This is a genomic window from Clostridium polynesiense, assembly GCF_000820705.1.
GTDB lineage: Bacteria > Bacillota > Clostridia > Clostridiales > Clostridiaceae > Clostridium_AA > Clostridium_AA polynesiense.
Map to the genome: position 1 here is coordinate 1 of NZ_CCXI01000110.1, position 20366 is coordinate 20366.

At 34.3% G+C, this 20366-nt stretch carries 23 protein-coding genes; 3 read left to right on the plus strand and 20 right to left on the minus strand.

Annotation, left to right across the window (positions count from 1 at the left end; all coding sequences use genetic code 11):
* The coding region (locus TA89_RS10120; protein WP_242850114.1) for an ABC transporter permease at nt 1-637 on the minus strand (637 nt) is incomplete at its 3' end.
* A 7-nt stretch (nt 638-644) separates the two neighbouring features.
* On the minus strand, nt 645-1565 hold the full coding sequence (locus TA89_RS10125; RefSeq protein ID WP_040213134.1) for an ABC transporter ATP-binding protein: 921 nt from the start codon (nt 1563-1565) through the stop codon (nt 645-647).
* A gap of 189 nt (nt 1566-1754) precedes the next feature.
* On the opposite strand from TA89_RS10125, the gene nox reads away from it, so the two are divergent.
* On the plus strand, nt 1755-3089 hold the full coding sequence (nox, locus tag TA89_RS10130) for a H2O-forming NADH oxidase (protein ID WP_040213135.1): 1335 nt from the start codon (nt 1755-1757) through the stop codon (nt 3087-3089).
* A gap of 258 nt (nt 3090-3347) precedes the next feature.
* Here the strand turns inward: nox and TA89_RS10135 are convergent, their stop codons facing one another.
* The 11 genes from TA89_RS10135 to TA89_RS10180 all read right to left on the minus strand — a co-directional run bounded on the left by TA89_RS10135 (nt 3348) and on the right by TA89_RS10180 (nt 13596).
* Nucleotides 3348-3902 carry a GNAT family N-acetyltransferase gene (locus TA89_RS10135; protein WP_052447420.1) on the minus strand — a complete coding sequence of 185 codons (555 nt, stop codon included), beginning with the start codon at nt 3900-3902 and terminating at the stop codon, nt 3348-3350.
* Nucleotides 3903-4108: 206 nt separating this feature from the next.
* Nucleotides 4109-6805, minus strand: a complete 2697-nt coding sequence (locus TA89_RS10140; protein ID WP_040213136.1) for a sigma 54-interacting transcriptional regulator — start codon at nt 6803-6805, stop codon at nt 4109-4111.
* Between the two features lie 218 nt (nt 6806-7023).
* The gene (locus TA89_RS10145; RefSeq protein WP_052447421.1) at nt 7024-7881 is read right to left on the minus strand and encodes an iron-containing alcohol dehydrogenase; all 858 of its coding nucleotides are present in this window, start codon (nt 7879-7881) and stop codon (nt 7024-7026) included.
* Complete coding sequence (locus TA89_RS19060; protein ID WP_052447422.1) at nt 7824-8189, minus strand: iron-containing alcohol dehydrogenase; 366 nt, start codon at nt 8187-8189, stop codon at nt 7824-7826. Before TA89_RS19060 ends, TA89_RS10145 begins: the two co-directional genes overlap by 58 nt.
* Before the next feature lie 9 nt (nt 8190-8198).
* Complete coding sequence (locus TA89_RS10150; protein ID WP_040213142.1) at nt 8199-9251, minus strand: zinc-dependent alcohol dehydrogenase; 1053 nt, start codon at nt 9249-9251, stop codon at nt 8199-8201.
* A gap of 139 nt (nt 9252-9390) precedes the next feature.
* A complete protein-coding gene (locus TA89_RS10155) occupies nt 9391-10230 on the minus strand; it encodes a PTS system mannose/fructose/sorbose family transporter subunit IID (RefSeq protein ID WP_040213144.1) in 840 nt (279 codons plus the stop codon).
* Nucleotides 10230-10997: a PTS sugar transporter subunit IIC gene (locus TA89_RS10160; RefSeq protein ID WP_040213146.1), complete on the minus strand. Its 768-nt coding sequence runs from the start codon at nt 10995-10997 to the stop codon at nt 10230-10232. Before TA89_RS10160 ends, TA89_RS10155 begins: the two co-directional genes overlap by 1 nt.
* Nucleotides 10998-11030: 33 nt before the next feature.
* Nucleotides 11031-11522: a PTS sugar transporter subunit IIB gene (locus TA89_RS10165; RefSeq protein ID WP_040213148.1), complete on the minus strand. Its 492-nt coding sequence runs from the start codon at nt 11520-11522 to the stop codon at nt 11031-11033.
* Nucleotides 11523-11539: 17 nt separating this feature from the next.
* A complete protein-coding gene (locus TA89_RS10170; RefSeq protein WP_040213149.1) occupies nt 11540-11959 on the minus strand; it encodes a PTS sugar transporter subunit IIA in 420 nt (139 codons plus the stop codon).
* Between the two features lie 20 nt (nt 11960-11979).
* On the minus strand, nt 11980-12837 hold the full coding sequence (locus tag TA89_RS10175; protein ID WP_040213151.1) for a class I fructose-bisphosphate aldolase: 858 nt from the start codon (nt 12835-12837) through the stop codon (nt 11980-11982).
* Between the two features lie 348 nt (nt 12838-13185).
* On the minus strand, nt 13186-13596 hold the full coding sequence (locus TA89_RS10180; protein WP_040213152.1) for a VOC family protein: 411 nt from the start codon (nt 13594-13596) through the stop codon (nt 13186-13188).
* A gap of 255 nt (nt 13597-13851) precedes the next feature.
* On the opposite strand from TA89_RS10180, the gene TA89_RS10185 reads away from it, so the two are divergent.
* Nucleotides 13852-14520 (plus strand): DUF6143 family protein, encoded by a 669-nt coding sequence (locus TA89_RS10185; RefSeq protein WP_242850115.1) that lies wholly within the window; start codon nt 13852-13854, stop codon nt 14518-14520.
* 69 nt (nt 14521-14589) lie between these two features.
* Here the strand turns inward: TA89_RS10185 and TA89_RS10190 are convergent, their stop codons facing one another.
* The 4 genes from TA89_RS10190 to TA89_RS10205 form a co-directional block, all read right to left on the minus strand.
* Entirely contained in the window at nt 14590-15135 is a 546-nt protein-coding gene (locus TA89_RS10190) for a hypothetical protein (protein ID WP_147590110.1), read from the minus strand.
* Between the two features lie 114 nt (nt 15136-15249).
* Nucleotides 15250-15795 carry a GNAT family N-acetyltransferase gene (locus TA89_RS10195; protein ID WP_040213156.1) on the minus strand — a complete coding sequence of 182 codons (546 nt, stop codon included), beginning with the start codon at nt 15793-15795 and terminating at the stop codon, nt 15250-15252.
* Entirely contained in the window at nt 15792-16529 is a 738-nt protein-coding gene (locus tag TA89_RS10200) for an aminoglycoside phosphotransferase family protein (protein WP_052447423.1), read from the minus strand. Before TA89_RS10200 ends, TA89_RS10195 begins: the two co-directional genes overlap by 4 nt.
* A complete protein-coding gene (locus tag TA89_RS10205; protein ID WP_207642850.1) occupies nt 16480-16704 on the minus strand; it encodes a hypothetical protein in 225 nt (74 codons plus the stop codon). Before TA89_RS10205 ends, TA89_RS10200 begins: the two co-directional genes overlap by 50 nt.
* A gap of 368 nt (nt 16705-17072) precedes the next feature.
* On the opposite strand from TA89_RS10205, the gene TA89_RS10210 reads away from it, so the two are divergent.
* Nucleotides 17073-17522 carry a DUF305 domain-containing protein gene (locus TA89_RS10210; RefSeq protein ID WP_040213162.1) on the plus strand — a complete coding sequence of 150 codons (450 nt, stop codon included), beginning with the start codon at nt 17073-17075 and terminating at the stop codon, nt 17520-17522.
* 62 nt (nt 17523-17584) lie between these two features.
* Here the strand turns inward: TA89_RS10210 and TA89_RS10215 are convergent, their stop codons facing one another.
* The 3 genes from TA89_RS10215 to TA89_RS10225 all read right to left on the minus strand — a co-directional run bounded on the left by TA89_RS10215 (nt 17585) and on the right by TA89_RS10225 (nt 20283).
* Entirely contained in the window at nt 17585-18832 is a 1248-nt protein-coding gene (locus tag TA89_RS10215) for a M24 family metallopeptidase (RefSeq protein ID WP_242850116.1), read from the minus strand.
* A 42-nt stretch (nt 18833-18874) separates the two neighbouring features.
* Nucleotides 18875-19648: a GntR family transcriptional regulator gene (locus TA89_RS10220; protein WP_052447424.1), complete on the minus strand. Its 774-nt coding sequence runs from the start codon at nt 19646-19648 to the stop codon at nt 18875-18877.
* A 158-nt stretch (nt 19649-19806) separates the two neighbouring features.
* On the minus strand, nt 19807-20283 hold the full coding sequence (locus tag TA89_RS10225) for a PTS sugar transporter subunit IIB (RefSeq protein ID WP_040213163.1): 477 nt from the start codon (nt 20281-20283) through the stop codon (nt 19807-19809).
* Between the last annotated feature and the right edge of the window lie 83 nt (nt 20284-20366).

The following is a 20366-nucleotide window of genomic DNA, read 5'->3' on the forward strand; positions in this document are numbered from 1 at the left end:
GCCTGAAGAGAACTCCTCCATGAGATACTGGAAATAATTTTATCACCGTTTGAACGGATTCCGGCAGGGAGCCCATAGGAATATATATACCTGTAAGAAATCCAATAAGGGTTCCTATAACAGTACTTGCAGTAGAAAATGCGCTATTACTGTTAAAAAAGCTGACAATGAAAAAAATCATGGCGCTGGAAGAAAGAACATTTAATAGTATTAAACCTGACGCTTGTGCCATTTCCACTGCGGAAAGAAGCTCTCCTCCGCTTGAAACTATATATATTTCCGCTAGTATAAAGGTTAAAAAGCTCATAATCACGCCTATTATATAAGAACTTAAAACATATCCTCCAGCTATTTTATATCTTTTTATAGGTGCTGCATTGAAATCTTTTATTCTTTTTGATGTTTTATCATCCACCATTGCACCGTAGGCTCCCATAGTAGTAGTTATGGAAGTAACAGCGAGAAGCCCGGCCATTATCCAGCTATCCATTAAAAATCTTATCCCTGGCACATTTTCCATACCTCTTACAAAGGTATCTCCCAAAAATAGTACATAAAGCCCTATTATAATAAATACTCCTAAAAGAGAAAAGAAAACAGAGCTTTTTTCTCTAAAGAAAATTTTTAAATTTCTCAAAACTAGGTTAAGCATCCTCTCTCATCTCCCTTCCGGTGATATTTATAAACACGTCATCCATGGTTCCATGTATGACCTCAAAGCTTTCAATAATATTTTCTGCTTCCTTAAGGAAACCTATAGCTTCTGTAGAATTTTCAAGTTTTCCCTGTATTATCTCCCCTTTTTCACAGTAGGATATGTTTCTCTTATCTAAAAGAGAAATTACCTCCTTCCGCAGTATCGGCTTTATTTTAATTAAATCCGAGCTATACTTCTGTTTAAGTTCGTAAGGTGTACCCTTAGCGGCAATCTTACCGTTGTCTATAACTATAATATAATCAGCATCCTCCGCTTCCTCCATATAGTGAGTAGTTAAAAATACAGTCATCCCCTCTTTGCTTTGAAGCTCCCTAATGGTCCTCCAAACACTTTCCTTAGTCTGAGGATCTAAACCTGTGGTAGGTTCGTCTAAAAAAAGTATTTTAGGAGTATTTATCAAAGCTCTAGCTATGTCTGCTCTTCTCCTCTGACCTCCGGAAAGATTTCCATAAGGTCTGTCCAAAAAATCTAGCACTTCGGCTGCTTCTGCAGCTTTCTTTACAGCTTCCTTAAGCTTGGATTTTTCCAAAGAGTAAAACCCTCCTCTTGTAAGAAGATTTTCCCTTACAGTTAAAAGAGGGTCAAGAATACTTTCTTGAAAAACAACACCTATAACCTTTCTTATTTCATCATCCTCCACACCAATCCTACATTCATCCACCAATATTTCTCCCTCATCAGGCTTCAACAAAGTGCAGAGCATATCAATAGTGGTAGATTTTCCAGCTCCGTTAGGTCCCAAAAAAGCAAAAAGCTTTCCCCTCTCCACATAAAAATCTATTCCCTGAACCGCTTTTACACTGCCGTAGCTCTTTTTTAAGCCTTTAACCTCTATTATCTTATCCATCTACTTCACCTCTTTAATTTATTATATACCATTATTTTCCTACAATAAATATAATATATTTTTATTAACATTACTTTATATACACTTTTACATATTTATTTTTTCAAAGCATTATGTTTTAATATTGATAATAAAACTGGACACAATATACTTATGTACTCTCAAAAATAAAGTAAAGGAGAGAAAAGAATGAGTAAAATTGCAGTTATTGGTGTAAACCATGCAGGTACAGCAGCTATAAACACTATACTGGACAACTATTCAGGACATGAAGTTGTAGGCATTGACTCAAATTCAAATATTAGCTTTTTAGGCTGTGGTATGGCTTTATGGATAGGTAAGCAGATAAGCGGACCAGAGGGCTTATTTTATTCTTCTAAGGAAAAGCTTGAAGAAAAAGGTGCATTGATTCACATAGAAACTAAGGTGAATTCTATTGATTTTGATAATAAGGTAATATATGCTGAAGATAAAAACGGCACTAAACTAGAAGAAAAATATGATAAACTGATTTTGGCTACAGGGTCTCTTCCTATAGTACCAAAGCTTAAGGGTATTGATTTAGAAAATGTTCAGCTTGTTAAACTTTATCAAAACGCTCAGGATGTAATTCATAAACTTCAGCACAAAGAGCTTAAAAATATTGTAGTAGTAGGAGCAGGTTATATTGGAGTTGAGCTTGCGGAAGCCTTTAAAAGGATGGATAAAAATGTTACACTCATCGACTTAATGGAAACAAGTCTTTCCAGCTACTATGATGACGAATTTACGTCTTTAATGGATAAAAACCTATCAGAGCATGGGATTAACCTTGCCTTTGGAGAAAAGGTCTTAGAATTTCAGGGAGATAAAAATGTAGAAAAGGTAATTACGGATAAAGGAAGCTATGATGCTGATATGGTCATAATGGCAATAGGCTTCAGACCAAACAATGAATTAGGAAAGAACAGCCTTAAGCTCTTTAAAAACGGTGCATATATAGTGGATAAACATCAGGAAACCAGCATGAAGGATGTTTATGCAATAGGCGACTGTGCAACAGTTTATGATAATGCTTCCCAGGATTTAAATTATATAGCTTTAGCAACTAATGCAGTGCGTTCAGCTATAATTGCAGGACATAATGCCTGCGGAAATCCGTTGGAATCCGTTGGTGTTCAGGGTTCCAATGCTATAAGCATCTTTGGTTTTAATATGGTATCTACAGGACTTACCCTTAAAAGGGCAAAGGCTTTAAATTTCAATGCAGTATATACTGAATATGAAGATCTTCAGAAACCAGCTTTCATGGAGCACAATAATGAAAAGGTTAAACTTAAAATAGTTTATGATAAATCTACCCGTATAATATTAGGAGCTCAAATGGCTTCAAGAGCTGATATATCCATGGGAATCCACATGTTCTCACTGGCTATTCAAGAAAAGGTAACTATAGATAAACTAAAGCTTTTAGATATATTTTTCCTTCCACACTTTAATCAGCCTTTTAACTTTATAACCATGGCTGCATTAAAAGCAGAATAAGATTTACAAAAGCAGTTTAATTTAAAAGGCTACCAAATTTTATATGCTCACTTTATATTATAAAGTTAAAATAATAAAGCTCTTTGTAAAAAGGGTGCATATCAATTACAGGTAGTCTTTACTGCAGTATTATTTGAATTTTAAATCAGAGAAAATTATATATTTGAAAGTTTTATATAATAAAGAACTGCACTTAGCAGGCAGTTCTTTATTATATTAATTTGAATCCAAAAAATTAATATTTTTCACCTTTCAAGCTTACTCATCTCTTCTAAGCTTAGACATTATAACCCCATCTTCAAATTTTCCCTTAATAAAGTCTCTTTCCCTTACAATTCCTTCTTTTATAAATCCAGACTTTTCCATAAGCCTTATGGATGCAGTATTTCCAGGAGTAATAAAAGCCTCAATTCTATTTAAATTCATATTCTTGAAGCCATAGGTTATAACAGCTTTAACCGCTTCAGTTCCATACCCTCTTCCCCACTGGCTTTTCATAAGATCATATCCTATTTCAGCCCTTCTTGCATAATTATCAAAATTTCCAAGGCAGCATATACCAATAAGCTTTTCTGTTTCCTTTAGTGCAATTCCCCAAGTAATCTCTTCACCTGCTTCAAACTCCTCATTATACCTTTCAATAAATGTATCTGCTTCAGATAGATTTTTAATAGGACGAAACCAGTCATAAAGAGCTACCTCATCATCACTAAATATTTCAAATATCTCCTTATCGTCATCTCTGTATATTTCTCTTAAAACTAGTCTTTGAGTTTCTATTCTCATTATTTTATCCGGAATAATTATATTCATAGGTGCTCTCCTTTATATTAAATTAAATTTTCTTTTCCATAAAATAATTCACCTCGTAGAGGATATGTCTTTTATAAATACCCTTTCAAGCTATTGCTTTGAAGCTTTTTATATTATGAATTATACCATATTTTTACTATAATTGGTTTTTTATTCAATAAGGTATTTAACAAAAAAATAGTCCAGCGGATTTGCTGAACTATTTTTTATTCCTGTAAAAAATCATTTATAATTTCTAATATTCTATTAAGCTCAAAATCACTTACATTAATTTTATAAATTTCAGATATAGGTTTAAACGCCTCTTGAAGGAGTAATTTTTCTTCTTCAGGAAGATCAACCTTCTTACCGGTGTACACTGGGGTAGTGAATAACATCTTTTCCACCATACAGCATATATGAATCATTAGCATCACATACTGCGACCTATTTAATACAATGGAAAACTTCTCCTCAATTATTGATATCACTTCTCCCACATGGCAGGAAAGCTCCCTGCAGTTAAGATACTTAACAAAGTTTTCAATTATGAAATATAGGAATCTTGACATTCCCCCTATACTCATGTCCTCCTCTGTGCCATTTAAAGGATATATTCCGTATATATTCAATAGGTCTCTAAGAATTAAATATCCATCTCTAAAGACTAAATCATCTATTGAAATGAAGGGAACATCAATAGCAAGAGGATTATGCGACCCCACTACACAGATAATATCATTATTACAACTAAATTCTTCAATGTGCATGTTCATCTGTTGATAAGTTTCAAAATCCAAAGCAACAATTTTTACATGCTTATGAAAAACAAATTGATGCTGTATCATTTCGGATATTTTTTCTGCTACACCATATCCGGTAAGACATACAGTTAATAAGACTTTTGTTCCTGTATTCTGATTATAATCCGGCATTAACAACGCCTTGTGCTTATTCTCTAAAGTATTAAGCTGAGAATACAATTTATCTAATGTCATATCTATTTGTTTTACCAATCTTACAGCTTCTATTATAATTGGTGTATTAAAATCATTCAAAAACTTAAGAGGGATATTTAGAAGCTTTTTTTCAAGTTTGGATTTTAAGCTTTCAGATATAGTATTATCACTTATGAGAAGCATTCCTTTTTCCACTGCAAACATATGAATATACTGCTCAATTAGTATGATATTTTGTTCCTCGCTAACCTCTTTATGATATTCGTAGTAATGTACTGAGTAATCACCAAAGCTTTCATTAATCTTTTGAGCTATATTTTTTGCAGAACTCTCTTCTGCAGATAAAAGCAGTATAGAAATCCCTGACGACTTCTTCAATTCATCCCAGGATAAAATCTCATAAATTTCATAAATAATATTATTACTTACTTTCAGCGGTTTAAATTCTTCTTTTATTAATGTATATACTTCTCCAGATAAGGCTTTTAAATCATTATTCGCCATTTCTGATTTCACTTTTTCCTTAGACTCTTCTCCCCAATTTTTCTCCTCTAAAATATTTAAAAACAATAAAGCTAACTTTGATATGAGCTCGTCGGTAATATCTAGCTTTTCCGCTTTTTCTATCAAACTAATAGCTTTAGAAATCGTTTGCAAAATTTTGTTGAAGTTAATTCCTCTAATTCCATTACTATCACTATCAGTATCCGCGTTTTCATAAAATCTGTTAAAATGCTCTCTTATAATATCTTTAAGTATCTTTTTAAGCTTTTCTGCATGCAGAGTTTCATTATTGGACTGCAGGTTGTATTCCTCATTTATAAAATTATATAGATTATTACTTTCTTTAACATTACTGATATTTGAGCCTGTAATCTCAATATAGTCCCTGCTTTTATCATTATTATAATCATTCTTTAATATAGACAGCAGATTCTTCTTAATTGTGTATGGGATGTCTTCAATTTCTACATACATGTCAGGTTCATCTGATAATATGCTTCTCATATAAGCTCGTGCCAGTATGACCTTTATATCATTTTTAAGCTGACCTATATTGCCCTTGCAGGGATATTTCAAAAGCACCTCTATCACCTTATTATGAATAAATACTTTTCTCTTCATAGATGATATTTCTTCCTTCAATATTTTTTCCATGGTATTCATTCTTTGTTGAAAGCTGAAATCTTTAAAGGAGGGAAGTGACATTATAACGGGTATCCTTCTGAGAAAAGTGCCTAAAAAAGTATCTTCCAAATTTTCTGTAGTAGCAAATATTATTCTTACATGAGCTTTACAGCTGTTTGAAGATTCCCCTAATCTCCTATAGGTTCCTGTATCAATTATGCTAAAAAGCATCTCTTGTGCTTCAGCAGGAAGTCTATGTGCTTCATCCAGAAAAAGGTACCCATTTTCTGCACTTTCTACAAGGCCCTCCTGCTCTGTTACTGCTCCGGTAAATGCGCCCTTAATGTGTCCAAACAAAATAGAAGTAATAAGCTGAGGGTTATTGGAGTAATCAGCACAGTTTAGCGAGATAAATGGACTATCTTTTTCAATTACTCCTGCCTGAACTGCGTATTTATAAGTAAGTTGTGCAAAAAAAGTTTTTCCTACTCCTGTCTCTCCATTGATAAGCATGGCCAAACCATTATTAGGATAATGTACTGAGGCCATAGCCATCTCTATACTTTTAAAATAAATAGGATCCCTGCCGTAGGTTTTAATAAATACGTTATCTTCAGATGCCTTGTCCTTTCTTCTGGATGCGCTATACAATACAGGTTTACCTGTGCTTTTTATAATTTTCCCCTGCCGATAAAGTTCATTTAAGTAGTTGCATGCACTGACCCGTGATATTGAAAATTTTTCTGCTGTTTCCGCAGCACTTATTGGCGAGGTTGTTGAAGAATGTAAGACAAATAAATATATCTTATCAATCATCTTCAAGTTATGTTCTATCATGTGTTATCCTCCTTCTGCTATGTTATAAGAGTATAAAAACAGGTATTATTATTCTGCAATCAGAAAAGGATTATGGTTATATATATATAATAGCACAAATTTACTGATTTTTCAGACATTTTTCTACTTTATTCGCGCGTGTACTAATATTTTTTTTAACATTAAAATATCTCACAGAATTTCTGTGAGATATTCTAATATAATATTGAAATTTTTCATTAACCTAAATAAGCTTTATTATAAATTTCAATAATACTTGGCTTGGATGCTTTAACAGGAGTATGTCCATAGCATCCATCTATTAACGCTTTTTCAGCCATGATCTCAAAATCCTCTTTCTTTACATTGAGCTTTTCCAATGAAACATTAGTTCCAATCTTCTCAGATAATCTTCGAACTTCCTGAATTAAAAGTTCTGTGGCTTCTCCTGGCTTCATTGATTTTGTGTCTTCCTCCCAATGATATCTTAAGTATAGTTCATCATAAAGCTCAGGGATATTTTCTGCGTTGAATTCCATAACATAAGGCAGTAATACTGCATTACTTAAGCCATGGGGTAATCCATAAGTAGAACTAAGCTGATGTGACATAGCATGTACTAATCCCAATCCTGAGTTGCAAAAGGAAATCCCCGCTAAAAATTCCGCATATATCATATTATCCCTAAATTCTATATTTTGAGGTTCTTCGCAGGCCTTATCCAAATATTTAAAAATTAAACCCACCGCTTCTAAAGCAGAGCATTTACTTACAGCATATGCATTTTGTGACGTATAGCTTTCAATTGCATGAGTTAAAGCATCCATCCCTGTGGCTGCTGTTAATTTAGCAGGAAGTTTAAGCATAAGCATACTGTCATTAACCGCTAAAAGAGGTATGGCATGTTTATCTTTAATAGCAATTTTTCTATTTTCTTTGGTATCTATGATAAGGCATGCTCTTGATATCTCGCTGGCTGTGCCTGCAGTAGTGTTAACTGCAATCAAAGGAACAGAGTCTAAAGTACACTTCTCAAGTCCTATATAATCCTCAAGCTCTCCTCCATTGAAATTAAAACTCCCATGGCTTTGGCGCAATCCTCAGGAGATCCGCCTCCAATTGCTACTATGCCCTGGCAATTATATTTTTTATAATACTCAGCACCAAGCTTTACATTTTCTAAGGTAGGATTAGGAGATACCTCATCATAGAAAGCATATTCTATATCAAATCCGTTAAAATTATTTATAGCCATTTGTGCAAGACCGCTCTCATGGAGATATTTATCAGTTACTATAAGAACTTTACTTACACCTTTCGAAACCAGAAATGGTGCTATTTTTTGTGAACATCCATATCCAAATAAGCTTTCTTTAGGCATAAAAAATTGATGAAACCCTTCCATTTTACCCTCCTAAATATTCAGCAATACTCTAAACATGTCCGGAGTACTTGCTGCTTCAAACGCTTCCTGAAGCTTATCCTGGTCAAATTCACCATCGATAAGCAAATCTAAATTTAAATCCTCTTTATTAATTAAATCCATAGCCTGCTGGAATGCAAAAGTAGAAGCTGTGTAGGTACCTATAATTTCCCAAAGATTATAATGAATTAAATTAGGATCTATATTCATCCCCCATTCTGGTGCTGGATAGTTTGCAGCAAATAATAATATTCTGCAGCACTTAGGAGCCATTTCAAAAACCTGTCTATACACTGGAGTTGCCCCTACACTTACTATTATGCCATCCAGCTGCTGACCTCCTAATATTTCATTTACTCTGGTTTTAAGATCTTCTTTTTTTGAATTTATAAGATGCTTAAAGCCCATTTTTCTTAAGGTTTCAAGCTTTTTATCGCTTACTTCGCTTACAATAACCGTAGCACCGTACTTTCTGGCTACCTGTGCATTAAGGTTTCCCATGGTTCCTGCACCTACAACTAGAATATTTTCATTTGGCTTTATTCTCATTCTCTCTATTCCTTCAACTACTGTGGCTATAGGTTCAAGAAAAGCAGCATGCTTAAGAGATACGCCATCCCTTACTTTAAAGAGCTTTCTTCCTTCTACTGCTTTATATTGAGATGCTCCATGAGGGCCATGGTATCCGTCTGCATTCCCTGCAGTATGGGATGAAGTAGCATTCATGCACCTTTTTAAGTTAAGACCTTTTCTGCAATCATCGCATACTCCGCATCCAAGTACACCAAAGGCTACTCTGTCTCCTTCTTTAACATTTTTTACATCTGCTCCTACTTTAACAACAACACCGGCATTTTCGTGTCCAAAGGCAACATTGTAAGGTATGTTGTCTCTGGTTCCCATCCACAGCTGATAATCTGAGGTACATAAAGCACAAACTTTATTAGCTACTAAAACTTCATTATTCTTTATCTCAGGAATGTCTACTTCAAATAGCTTGGCTTCTCTAGGTCCTGTTATAACGCTTATTTTATGTTTATCCATTATTTTCTCCTCCGTAAATTTAATATATTTATGATGCTTCAAAAGGCACATCCTGTAGGACATTTTATAGAAGGGGGAGCCCTAAGGCGCCCCTATATAACTTATAAAATACTCTTCTGCTTTAATAAAAAGATCAGTTTTATATAATTCCTATTAATCCTAAAATAAAGGAAATCACTATAACATACATAAGGCATTTTGTTATTTTTAATCCTTTTTTATCAAAATATAGATAAATCAATGCTACAGTTGCAAATGGAAGTAGTCCTGGAAGGATATTATTTAGTATTGTAGACAAAGCCCATTCCTTACCATTGATTGACCATTTTAATGCTGGAACAATGTTAACATAGCTTGCTGCCATAATTCCCATCATTATCATTCCTAGCACTGAAGCTCCTTCAATTATATTTGATATGGTTTTGCTTTGAAGGAACATAACTGCAGCGCCTCTTCCCAAGGAGTAAGATTTACGCATGAAGTACTGACCATAAATAATAGAAATTATCATGAATATGGTTATTGGCATTGCTCCACCAACCCATGATCCTTGCTCTGCCCATGGAATAGCAAGAGCTAAAAGCATTGGCCTAATTGTTCCCCAGTCAAGTGAATCACCTATGCCGGCTAAAGGTCCCATTAGACCAACCTTTGTGGTTGTAACCACCTCATAAGATCTTTCCTCCGGAGGTAAGTTTGCATTTTCTTCTTCCAGTGCAATAGTTGCACCTAATATAAAGCCTCCACCCCAGATTGCCTGAGTGTTAAAGAACTGAAGGTGCCTTTTTAAAGCTTCCTGAAGAGATTCTTTAGTAGTATAAAGCTTCTGAAGTGTAGGAATCATTGCATAGCAAAAAGCTAGTCCCATTAAACGTTCAAAGGAGTGTGAAGCTTCTGCAAATGTCCACCATCTCCACCATGCTCTTTTTAAATCCTTTGATGCAATCTTTTTTTCAATATTAGCTGCACGTGCTTCCATTATTCCGATACCTCCTCTGCATTATTACCGTTTCTTAACAGAATATAAACGTATCCTACAACTGCACCTATTATTGCAAGTAATGCAACGTTTATATTTCCGAATCCTTTAAGCATAACTGTAATAAAATATGCTCCTACAAAGAAAGGAAGAAGTTTTTTACTTCCAATGGTTTTAACAATTAAAGCAAATCCTAGAGCAGGAAGTACTGCTCCAACTGCACCTAATCCTCTTATAACTGCAGCTGGAATCACTGAGAGTAACAATTGTGCTGTATCCGGACCTTTAAAGAATAAAAAGGTCATAAGAGGAACATATATTATAAAGGCTGTAAGCATTGGATAAATTGTGGCACATCGACTTAATTCTCCTAAATCATACTTATCGATAGCTTTTTCTGCACGATGGACCCAGGTTCCATTTACAACATATAAAAGATTCATAAGCTGATTTGCAACAAGTCCTACAGGAACAGCAATTGTTACTGCAGTTTCTGGAGAAACTCCACTTAGAACTGCTGTGCTTATACCAACAATACTTCCTATACAGGTATCTGTTGGTATAGCTCCTCCGGTGTTCTGGAGTCCCATATAAATTAATTGAAGAGGTACTGATGCAACCATAGCCGTTGGTACATCTCCCAAAACTATACCTACCACTAATCCTACTACCAAAGGCTGCCTGTCAAGACCAAAAGCTGAATAAAAAAGACCTGACCTATAAAGCCATACCCACATAGCGAGTATAAATGCTGCTAAAATTGTCATTTAAATTCCCCCTATCCTTTATAATTATTATATTTATTTAAAATATTTATTTATAACGGTACTTAACTCCATTCCAGCATCTTCAGGAGTCATTTTAAAATATACATGTTTTCCCCTGTCCTCTATAGCTTTAAGCCCTTCCACATCATCCTTGGTTATACTTATAGAACCTGCTACTACTACACTGGAGGCTTTGGAGGCTATCCCTCCAACATTCACCTCATCTATAGGAATATCAGCTTCTATCAAGCCCTTCATTACATCTACTGTCCTTGTAAGCAGCAGGATATTTTCTTCTTTAAAAAATCCAGCTTTCCATTTTTCAGCTGTATCACTTAAGCTTAGCATCGAAAACTTCAAATGCTTTGGTGCCGTTGCTTTATATAAAGACACCATGAATGGATCCTTTGCAAATTTATCGTCAACAATAAGTATTCTATCCACAGGTACAGATTTTGACCATTTAACGATTATTTGTCCGTGGATTAATCTGTCATCGATTCTGCATAATGTTAATTTTGCCATATAACTTCTCCTCCCATTTATACATTTGCTTTAAGCAAACTCTCACGAGTTGCAATTCCTACACCATTTCTTCCAACTTCAGATGCTAATTCTGCCAGTTCTTCATAGCCAAGCTGATTCCTCATAACTATTACTTCCACCAGCATAGGAAGGTTCAAACCTGTTACAATTGAAACCTCATAATCTCTTAAAGTTCTTATTGCCTGGTTATAAGGACTCCCCCCCATTATGTCTACCATGATGAGAGGAAGGCACCCATCCTTTTGCAGGGAATCTTCAATCTCATTGCAGAAAAATTCATACATTTCATCAGCTCCCATACCTGTAACCACTGATAAAGTACTGATTTTTTCCTGCTTTCCCATGATTAATTCACAACTCTCCTTAATAGCTTCGCTGAAATGACCATGGGTAGCTAAAATAATTTTCCTTTCCATACTCTTCACCATGTTTAACCTTATATTGTGTAATTGTGTTCTGTCACTGCGCTTCCGCTTAAATTGTACTTTTCAACGGTTTTTGAAACCTCAGCACCATCATGAATAATATCTTTTAATGCATTTATTACGCCTTTCATATCATGATGTCCCCATACGTTTCGTCCGAATACTACAGCTTTAGCACCGCATTCCGTGATATCCTTTGCCGCTTCAAGAACAGTTTTAATATCCTTAGGACTTCCACCTAAAACTGTTACCGGAATTCTTGAAACTTGAACAAGTTCAGTGAATCTTTCCTTGTCTCCTGAATATGGAATTTTTAGTACATCAGCTCCAAGTTCAATTGCTATCCTGGAGGCATTAGCAATAACATCATGATCCTTCGCATATTCAGGAGGACATTTTCCACCAGGCATTGGCTCTACCATTACTGGAACATCAAGCCTGTCCGCTTCTCTAATTACATTAGTAAGAATCTTTACATGGTCTATGGTTACCTTTTCATCTCCTCCATAAGGAATCATTACTTTAACTGCAGAGCATCCATATTGCATAGCCTGCTCAACTGTAGAGCTCTGAAAGCATGAGAGCACTCCTTCATTATGACCGGGTATCTTCCAATAATGACGGTAATCCAAAGCTATTATTTTAGCAGGAGGATTTTCCGCACTGTTGAAAATATCCATAGTCTGCTTTGCCATCCCTAGTTGAAGCAGAGTTCCGTCAGCTCCGTACTCCACCAGTTTCTCAATAACCTTTACAGGGTCTTCAAGCCCCTTTTTAATTCCTCCGATTCCATGATCTACAGGAACATACACTGCCTTTCCATCCTTAGCAAATAAACTATCTACTCTTTGTTGTTTTAAGATGGACATGTTAACCACTTCCTTTCTTTCATCCTTAGATAACGTTTTCAGAATTATAATAAAGCAAGAGCTGTGCCAAAATCACTTATATCCCCTGAAGCCTTGAATTCACTAGCTTTCAACCCTTAAAAAATGTGTTTAATTTATCTTAAACATATTCTTTTAAGGTATAAACACATCTAAAAGCTATTAAACACAACAATAAAAGGAGCCTGACTAAAACAGTCAAACTCCTTTTATTGTTTAAGCAAATCATATATCCAGATATTCTAAATTTATTTATAAAATCGCAATGGCATACTAATGAATTCTTATTTTTAATTATTTCTTTCCGGATATTTATACCTTCTTACATATTTATTGATCTGGAAACTCTTCCATAGCCTTCATATGAAACATCTCCCATAGATGTCCATCCAAATCTTCGAAACCCCATTCATACATGTAGCCATAATCTATGGGATCCTTAAAATACTTTCCGCCAATATCGAATGCCTTGTTTACAATTTTATCCACTTCCTCCTTGCTTCCTAAGCCTATAGAAAAAATAGCCTCTGTAGATTTATACGCATCACAAATATCTTTTTTTGTGAATTTCTTAAAAAACTCCCTTACTTGAAGCATTGCATATACATTTTCACTGATTATCATGCAGGCAACATTTTCATCAGTAAAACGCAAGTCAAAATCAAAACCTATCTTTTTAAAAAACTCCATGGAGCTGTTTAAATCCTTAACCATTATGTTTATAAACACTGGATTGTTCATAAAACTCCCTCCCTATATAAATTACAATTCCCATCAGGATAATATAATTTATATTCCATATTTGTAATAATAAGTTTAAAATACCATTATCAGAATATTTTGTCAATAATCATTTTCAAAAAATAATAATTATTTTTTTATATAGCCTTCCTATAACAGAAAAGTTAAAATCAGAATTTATTAGTATAAGAAATCACGTTGCATTGTTTAAAAACATAGAATATACTAGAATTTTTAATAAAGGAGCAATATTTTATGGATAACTGTCGTAGCGATAATTTATCAGGACAATATTCATTTTCCCCATTTAACGGGAGCTTTAACCCTTCAGGATTTTATAACCAAAGCTGTAGGTATTATATTCCCTGTCCATTCCCTCCCCCTGAAATATATAAGCCGCAATTTAATTATGTGGCAGATATCCCCATAAACCTTGCTAAATCTTTGGAAGGAAAATATTTTGTAGGATATGCAGATAATCTTACCTTTGGCAAAGGCACAAGCGCTTGGGCAAGACTTTATAATCCTCCAAACTCAGGGGTAAATCTTCATGTAACGGTATGGACTGTAAGCGATATTTCAGAGTCCCCTTTCAGAGCTCAAATATGGTTTAATGCAACTTCCCCGGGAACACCTCAGGATTCTCCTCTTGTAACTCCAGCTAACCTTGCACTATGTCCACCTGTTTCTCCTAGGATAAAGCTTCAATATGCTTCTAATGTTACAGGAAACCCAACAGGTGGCATAAAAGCTTTTGCAAGAAGAGGCCAGCCTGAAACCACATTAGTAGATGATGAACAGGGAAAATTCATATTCCCTCCCGGAGGCTCTTTTATGATTTTTTTATCTAATCCTGAAACACCAGATGTAGCTGCTGAAGGTAAAGCAGGCTTCGGATGGTGGCAGGAACCAATTTTCTGTTAGTTATGAAATATAAATAGCTTTATAAAAAAAACTGCCCTTAAGTTAATACCTAAGGGCATAGTTTATATTTTAAATTTGCATATTCTCGCTTCTGTTAAAACAGGAATATTGATATTCCGGCTGTGTTTTAATATAATATCCAGTCCGTACATGACCTATCCAGCTTTGAAAAATCGAATTCCAATGGTTTCTTTGAAAAAACTCTTCAACTGGATTTTCTGCTTCAGAACTCCACTCCAATATTACAAAAGGACCAATTCCTAAGGACCAAACGCCTATTTTTTCCACATCTGTTTCTCTTATCAGCAAAAGAGGAATCCCATATTGATAAGCCATTGCTGTTTCAATTTGAGCAAAAGGACTTCCTTCCCATGCGTTTCCTTCTTTCTGTTCATTAATATTATTTTCTAAAAGTCTTACTTTTCTCTGCTTTAAATTTACCGATATCATTCCATAGCTGGATAAAATAATTCTCCGTATATTTGCCAAAGGCGGTTCCGGATATTGTTCACTTAAGGGAAGGCTACGGGGAAAAAGCAATGACTTTCTTATTTCTTTAATCAATTCCTCTATAAACTGCTGCTGTACTACATTTAATTTATTTGGATGGCTCAAAAATACAGGTATATTAAATAAAAGTTCTGTTCATTCTGTATTCATGTTTGTCCCCCTTCAATTTCATATTATGAAATAGTCTTTAAAAGGTTACATAATTTATAGAATATAGAATTATATAAAGTCTTCAATTTTACAAAGCCAAATCATATGGTCAGAGCCTGTTCCCCAGTAATCCTTTACTATTTTAAAGGGTTCTCCAAACTTTCTCCTCCAAATTTTTTGAGCACTTTTATAACCGCTGTCTAAAGAAAATTCTCTGACACCTTTCTTATGAAGTTCTGTGAGCATTGCATTAATTAATTCCGATCCTATGCCTTTGTTTTGATAATCAGGCAGCACAAAAAGACTTCCTAATTCTCCAATATGATGAAACTCTTCATCAATACACCTTTTAATATCACTGCCGCAGGGTCCGAAGGAAACAGTACCTACGGTATTTCCATTAAGCTTTGCAATTAAAAAATCTATATTTGAATTCTCAAGTTCCAATGAATTGTCTATCATCCACTTCTTATATGCAATTTCATTTTTAATATCTTCCTTTAAAGAAGCCAACCCTTCTTTATTAAAGGTATGGGGAATGGTTTTTTCAAAGAGCTTATAAGCTGAGGTCTTGTCTTCTGTAGTAAGCTTTTCTATTGTTATATTCTTACTCATAATATTACCTTCCTATACCATTTTGGTATTACATTTGCCATATTATTGTATTGCAGCAAAACACCTTCAGCCTGCTTCAGCATAACCTCAACTTCCGAGCTTCCAAAAGGGATTGCCCAATAGATGGAGGAAAGAGTATTGCTGGAAATAAAAAGAGCAAGAAGCTTCCAAAAATCTAAAGGTACATCACTATTGAGATATCCACCCACTCGTCCTGCAGCAAATTCTCTGCTGCAGCTATAGCACCATACTATGCGATTAAACTCTTCCCAGGGATCGCCATAATTGAAACGATTGAAATCTATCACAGAAAGCCTGCCTTCATCAGATAAGATCATATTTCCAACATGATAATCACTATGGTGAAAATACTGAGGACGATCCTTTAAAAGGCACCTGTTTTCATTAATATAATCTATTAATACTTCATCCCCTGAAAATTTGATTGGACAATCCTTGCATGAATTAATTTTATTATCTATTATTCTACTAAACTGTGATTCCCATGACTCCTGAGCTTTGGGAGCAGGAATAGTATGTATTTTTTTAAGTATCCTTCCAGCCTCAATACCAAGATCATACTGTTGATTTTTTCTAAGCTTAGGTAATACTATTTCACAATCATTTCCTTCTACCCAGCTTAACAGAGTATATACCTCTGCTCCCCCGCTACAGATTCCAAAATCAATAGGCTGTATTTTTATAAAGGTTATATATCCTGGTATGTCCTTCATGTTCCACCTCTGTAGGCCTTATCATTTCTTCAGCCTCTACTATTATTTTAATATCTTTTTTTGGATCTGTTGACATTGCTGTAAGCGGCGTTAATTTAAATGCTGCAGCTAAGATTATATTTATTATAGCATTATTTTTACTTAGAAAATATAAACTTAATCCTTTTTTAATCATGATTTTAACTGGCTTCATGGGTTTATTTATATATACCTGATAAAGATAATTTTATAAAAAAATCATAAAAGTATTTTTGTAAACTTTCTATCAAAAAATATACTTTATAGAATGCTGATTTTTGTCTATATCCTTTTATTTGTGCTTCATTGAAAACTGCTTATTATCTTAGGTTAATACACAATTTAACTGCAAGACTTATATAAGAATCTAATCAAAATTTATCATAATAACTTGAATTCTCTATGAAATTCATTTTATATTCACAGAGGATTTCCTTCTATTCCTTGAATATAGTTGAAGGAGTCATTATACTTAAATGTAAAACAAAAAGTTACATAATATTATTAAGGGGAAGGAGCTTATCTATGAAAAAATACGTAAAATTCGGTGTCATGATTTTAACCTCTACCATAATAATGTATTTTCTAATGTTTTTGAATGTATATGAATTTGATCACGTGCTTTTCAGTAAGACAAGATTATTTATGTCAATAATGATGGGTGCTGTTATGGCAGTTGTAATGCTTGCTTTTATGCTTAAAATGTATACAAACAAAAAAGCCAATGCAGCTATCTTTGCATTAAGTATCCTTTTATTTTCCGGTTCTTTATATATGGTAAGAAGCCAAAGTACCGTTAATGATGCTGATTGGATGAAAGCTATGATCCCTCACCATTCTATAGCTTTATTAACCAGTGAAAGGGCAGAGCTTTCAGACCCTCGTGCTAAAGAATTGGCAAAGGAAATAATTGAAGCACAGGAAAGAGAAATAAAAGAAATGAAAGCTTTAATAGAAGAATTGGAAAACAAATAATATATTAGAAGATTAATGAAATGAATTTGTCAGGTGCCTGGCACCTGACAAATTCATTAAATCTATTTACCTTCTACGATATACAGTGGTTTGCCAGGTCCTGAAATATATTCATAACCATCCTTTGTCACTGCAATCTGATCTTCATATCTTATACATAGATTTATAGACTCTGCTCCCACAGAAGGATCATATGGATAAACCCCTTGCTCTATAGCAAATACCATTCCTTCTTCAAGAGGAGTTTCTCCTCCATCCTGTATCATTGGATGTTCTACTACATTTAAGCCAATTCCGTGTCCGCTTGAGTGAACTACATAATCTTTGTATTTAGTATTTTTAATGTAATCTTCACACACCTTGTTAATCTCGCCAACGGTAACACCTGGCTTTAAGGCTTTTGCTCCGCTTAAAACCGAATCAAAGGATACCTGAGCCATATTTATAATTTCTTCTGAAGGCTTACCTATATAAAACACCCTGGTTAAATCTGATGCATAGCCATCTATATGACCGCTGATATCTACTAATACCACGTCGTCCTTTTGGATAACTCTATCGGTAGAATATGCGTTGAAGGTGCTGTATTTAGGATTTCCGCTTATAACTGTAAGGTAAGAAAATTTATCTATTCCCTTTTCAGCCATACGCTTTGCAATGCCTCTTGATACATCTTTTTCTGTAGTTACACCTGCAACTATTTCCATACCTGTTTCCACTATAGCATCTTCTGTGGCTTTGCAGGCTTCACGAATCCTGTCTAATTCCCACTTTGTCTTTACCATTCTTGCCTTTTGAATAGTTAATGAACCGTCAATAAAATCAATATCGTTAAATTCATCAATTATATCCTTAAGAAGAGTTAATGAGGAATAATAATGAAGTCCGTCTCCTGCTTCAAGACCTACATTTTTAACTCCATTTAAGTGTTCCTTAAATACTATTCTAAGGGCATCAATAACTGTCTCAGCTTGAAGTTCTCCAAGCTTTCTTGTAGGAGTTCCCCAACAAAGTATATTTTTTGTCCAGCTGTATAGCTGTACTGTGGTTTTTTCAAGAACTCTCAATATTATATAAGGTTCACCTGTCTGTCCTAAAACACAGAAAACAGGTCTGAATAAACTTGAAGAGTACCATGTTTTATATCCTGTAGCATAATAAACATTTTCCGGCATTGATAATAATAAAGCATCGATATTATCCGCTTTCATCTGATTTTGAAGCTTTGTAATATGTAAATTATACTCTTCCTGTGAGAAAGATTTATAAAATTTATCATCTTTATTCAATTCGCTACCTTCTTTATTCAATTCGCTACCTCCTTTATTCAGCTTACCATGGAGAAAATACACTTACTTCTTTTGGTCTGCTTCCTTTGAAGCAGCACCTTCTATATTTTCCGCCTTTGGTATAATATAAGCCATTTCATATTTAGTCTTATAAGCAGGGGCACGATTGGTTGAATACTCAATTACTGTTCCGCTTTCTCCTAATGTAACAATCTGAAGAAAAGAAATAGGATCATTTAAAGATATCCCCAAATGTCTCATTTCATATTCATTACATGAAACCGTAGTGAGAGTTTGTTCAATCCTGTAGGGAACAATAGAATTTTCAAGTAACTTTATATAAAGAGATGTATTATGAAAGTCTATATCTATGAGACTGGGACATAACTTATAAGGAACATATGCATCAGATAAAATATTAAAATTATCCTTCATATATAAAAGCCTCTCTAGATGAAAAACTTCATCACCCTCTTTAATCTTAAGCTTATCAGCAATTTCTTCATTTGCCTTTTCAATATTCTGAGTTATTATTTTAGCTTTGCTGTACGCATCTTGTTCAAATCCCTCATCATATAAAATGATATTACTTGACTTATCTGAATCTACTAATCGTTTATTTCCCAGGTAAAATGATCCTCTTCCTTGAATCCTAATAACTTTGCGTTCATCCTCCAGAATTTTAAGAGCTTTTCGTATCGTAGGTCTGCTAACTCCGAAAACCTCACCCAGCTCTCTTTCTCCAGGCAATGGGGAGTAATATGGCAGAGCAGAAAAAGCTTCTAAAAGTTCCCCAGTTAGTGTTATATAACGGGATTTTTCATTTTGCTTTGACATTTCTCAACCTCAATTCCATTAATTTTTAATCTATCCACGAGGACTATGCCAGTCAATTCTGAATAAGCGTCAAAACTCAATGGAGATCATATTCATTTTACCATATCTTTCGATAACACTTAACGCCTATAAGAAGTTTGTAGAATAAATTTCTTTACTTATAAAAGTTTTGAAACATCTATTTCGGAATCATTTGCAATAATTTGAATAGATACCTTTGTGCCTTTGTTTATCATTTCTTTAAGCATAGCTTTTTCTTCTTCCGAAGCTGCGATATTTTTATGGAACTTTTTCCTTCCTGCATTTATTGCCATACCGCCTATATTAATTTTCTCAAAATCTATTCCTTGCTGCATCATGTCATATAATGTTTTTGGATACTTCACCAGTATTATTATTTTATCATTTTCATTAAATCCAGACTTTATCCTTTCAACAGCTTCACTTGCGCTGAAAACTGACAGCATAACATTAGCTGGAACGCAGGATTTTAATACTGCTTTCATAAATTGATCTTTGCTTACAACATCATCAATAACCATGATTTTATTTGCTCCGGTATACTTCAGCCAAGAGGTCATTACCTGCCCATGAATCAGTCTGTCGTCAATCCTTGTAAGTACTATCTGCTTCAATATATCATCTCCTCAATAACTAAAAATCATTTTCCATATTATTTGATAAAATCTTAATCTGCTCAGATAATGTTGTTATCCCA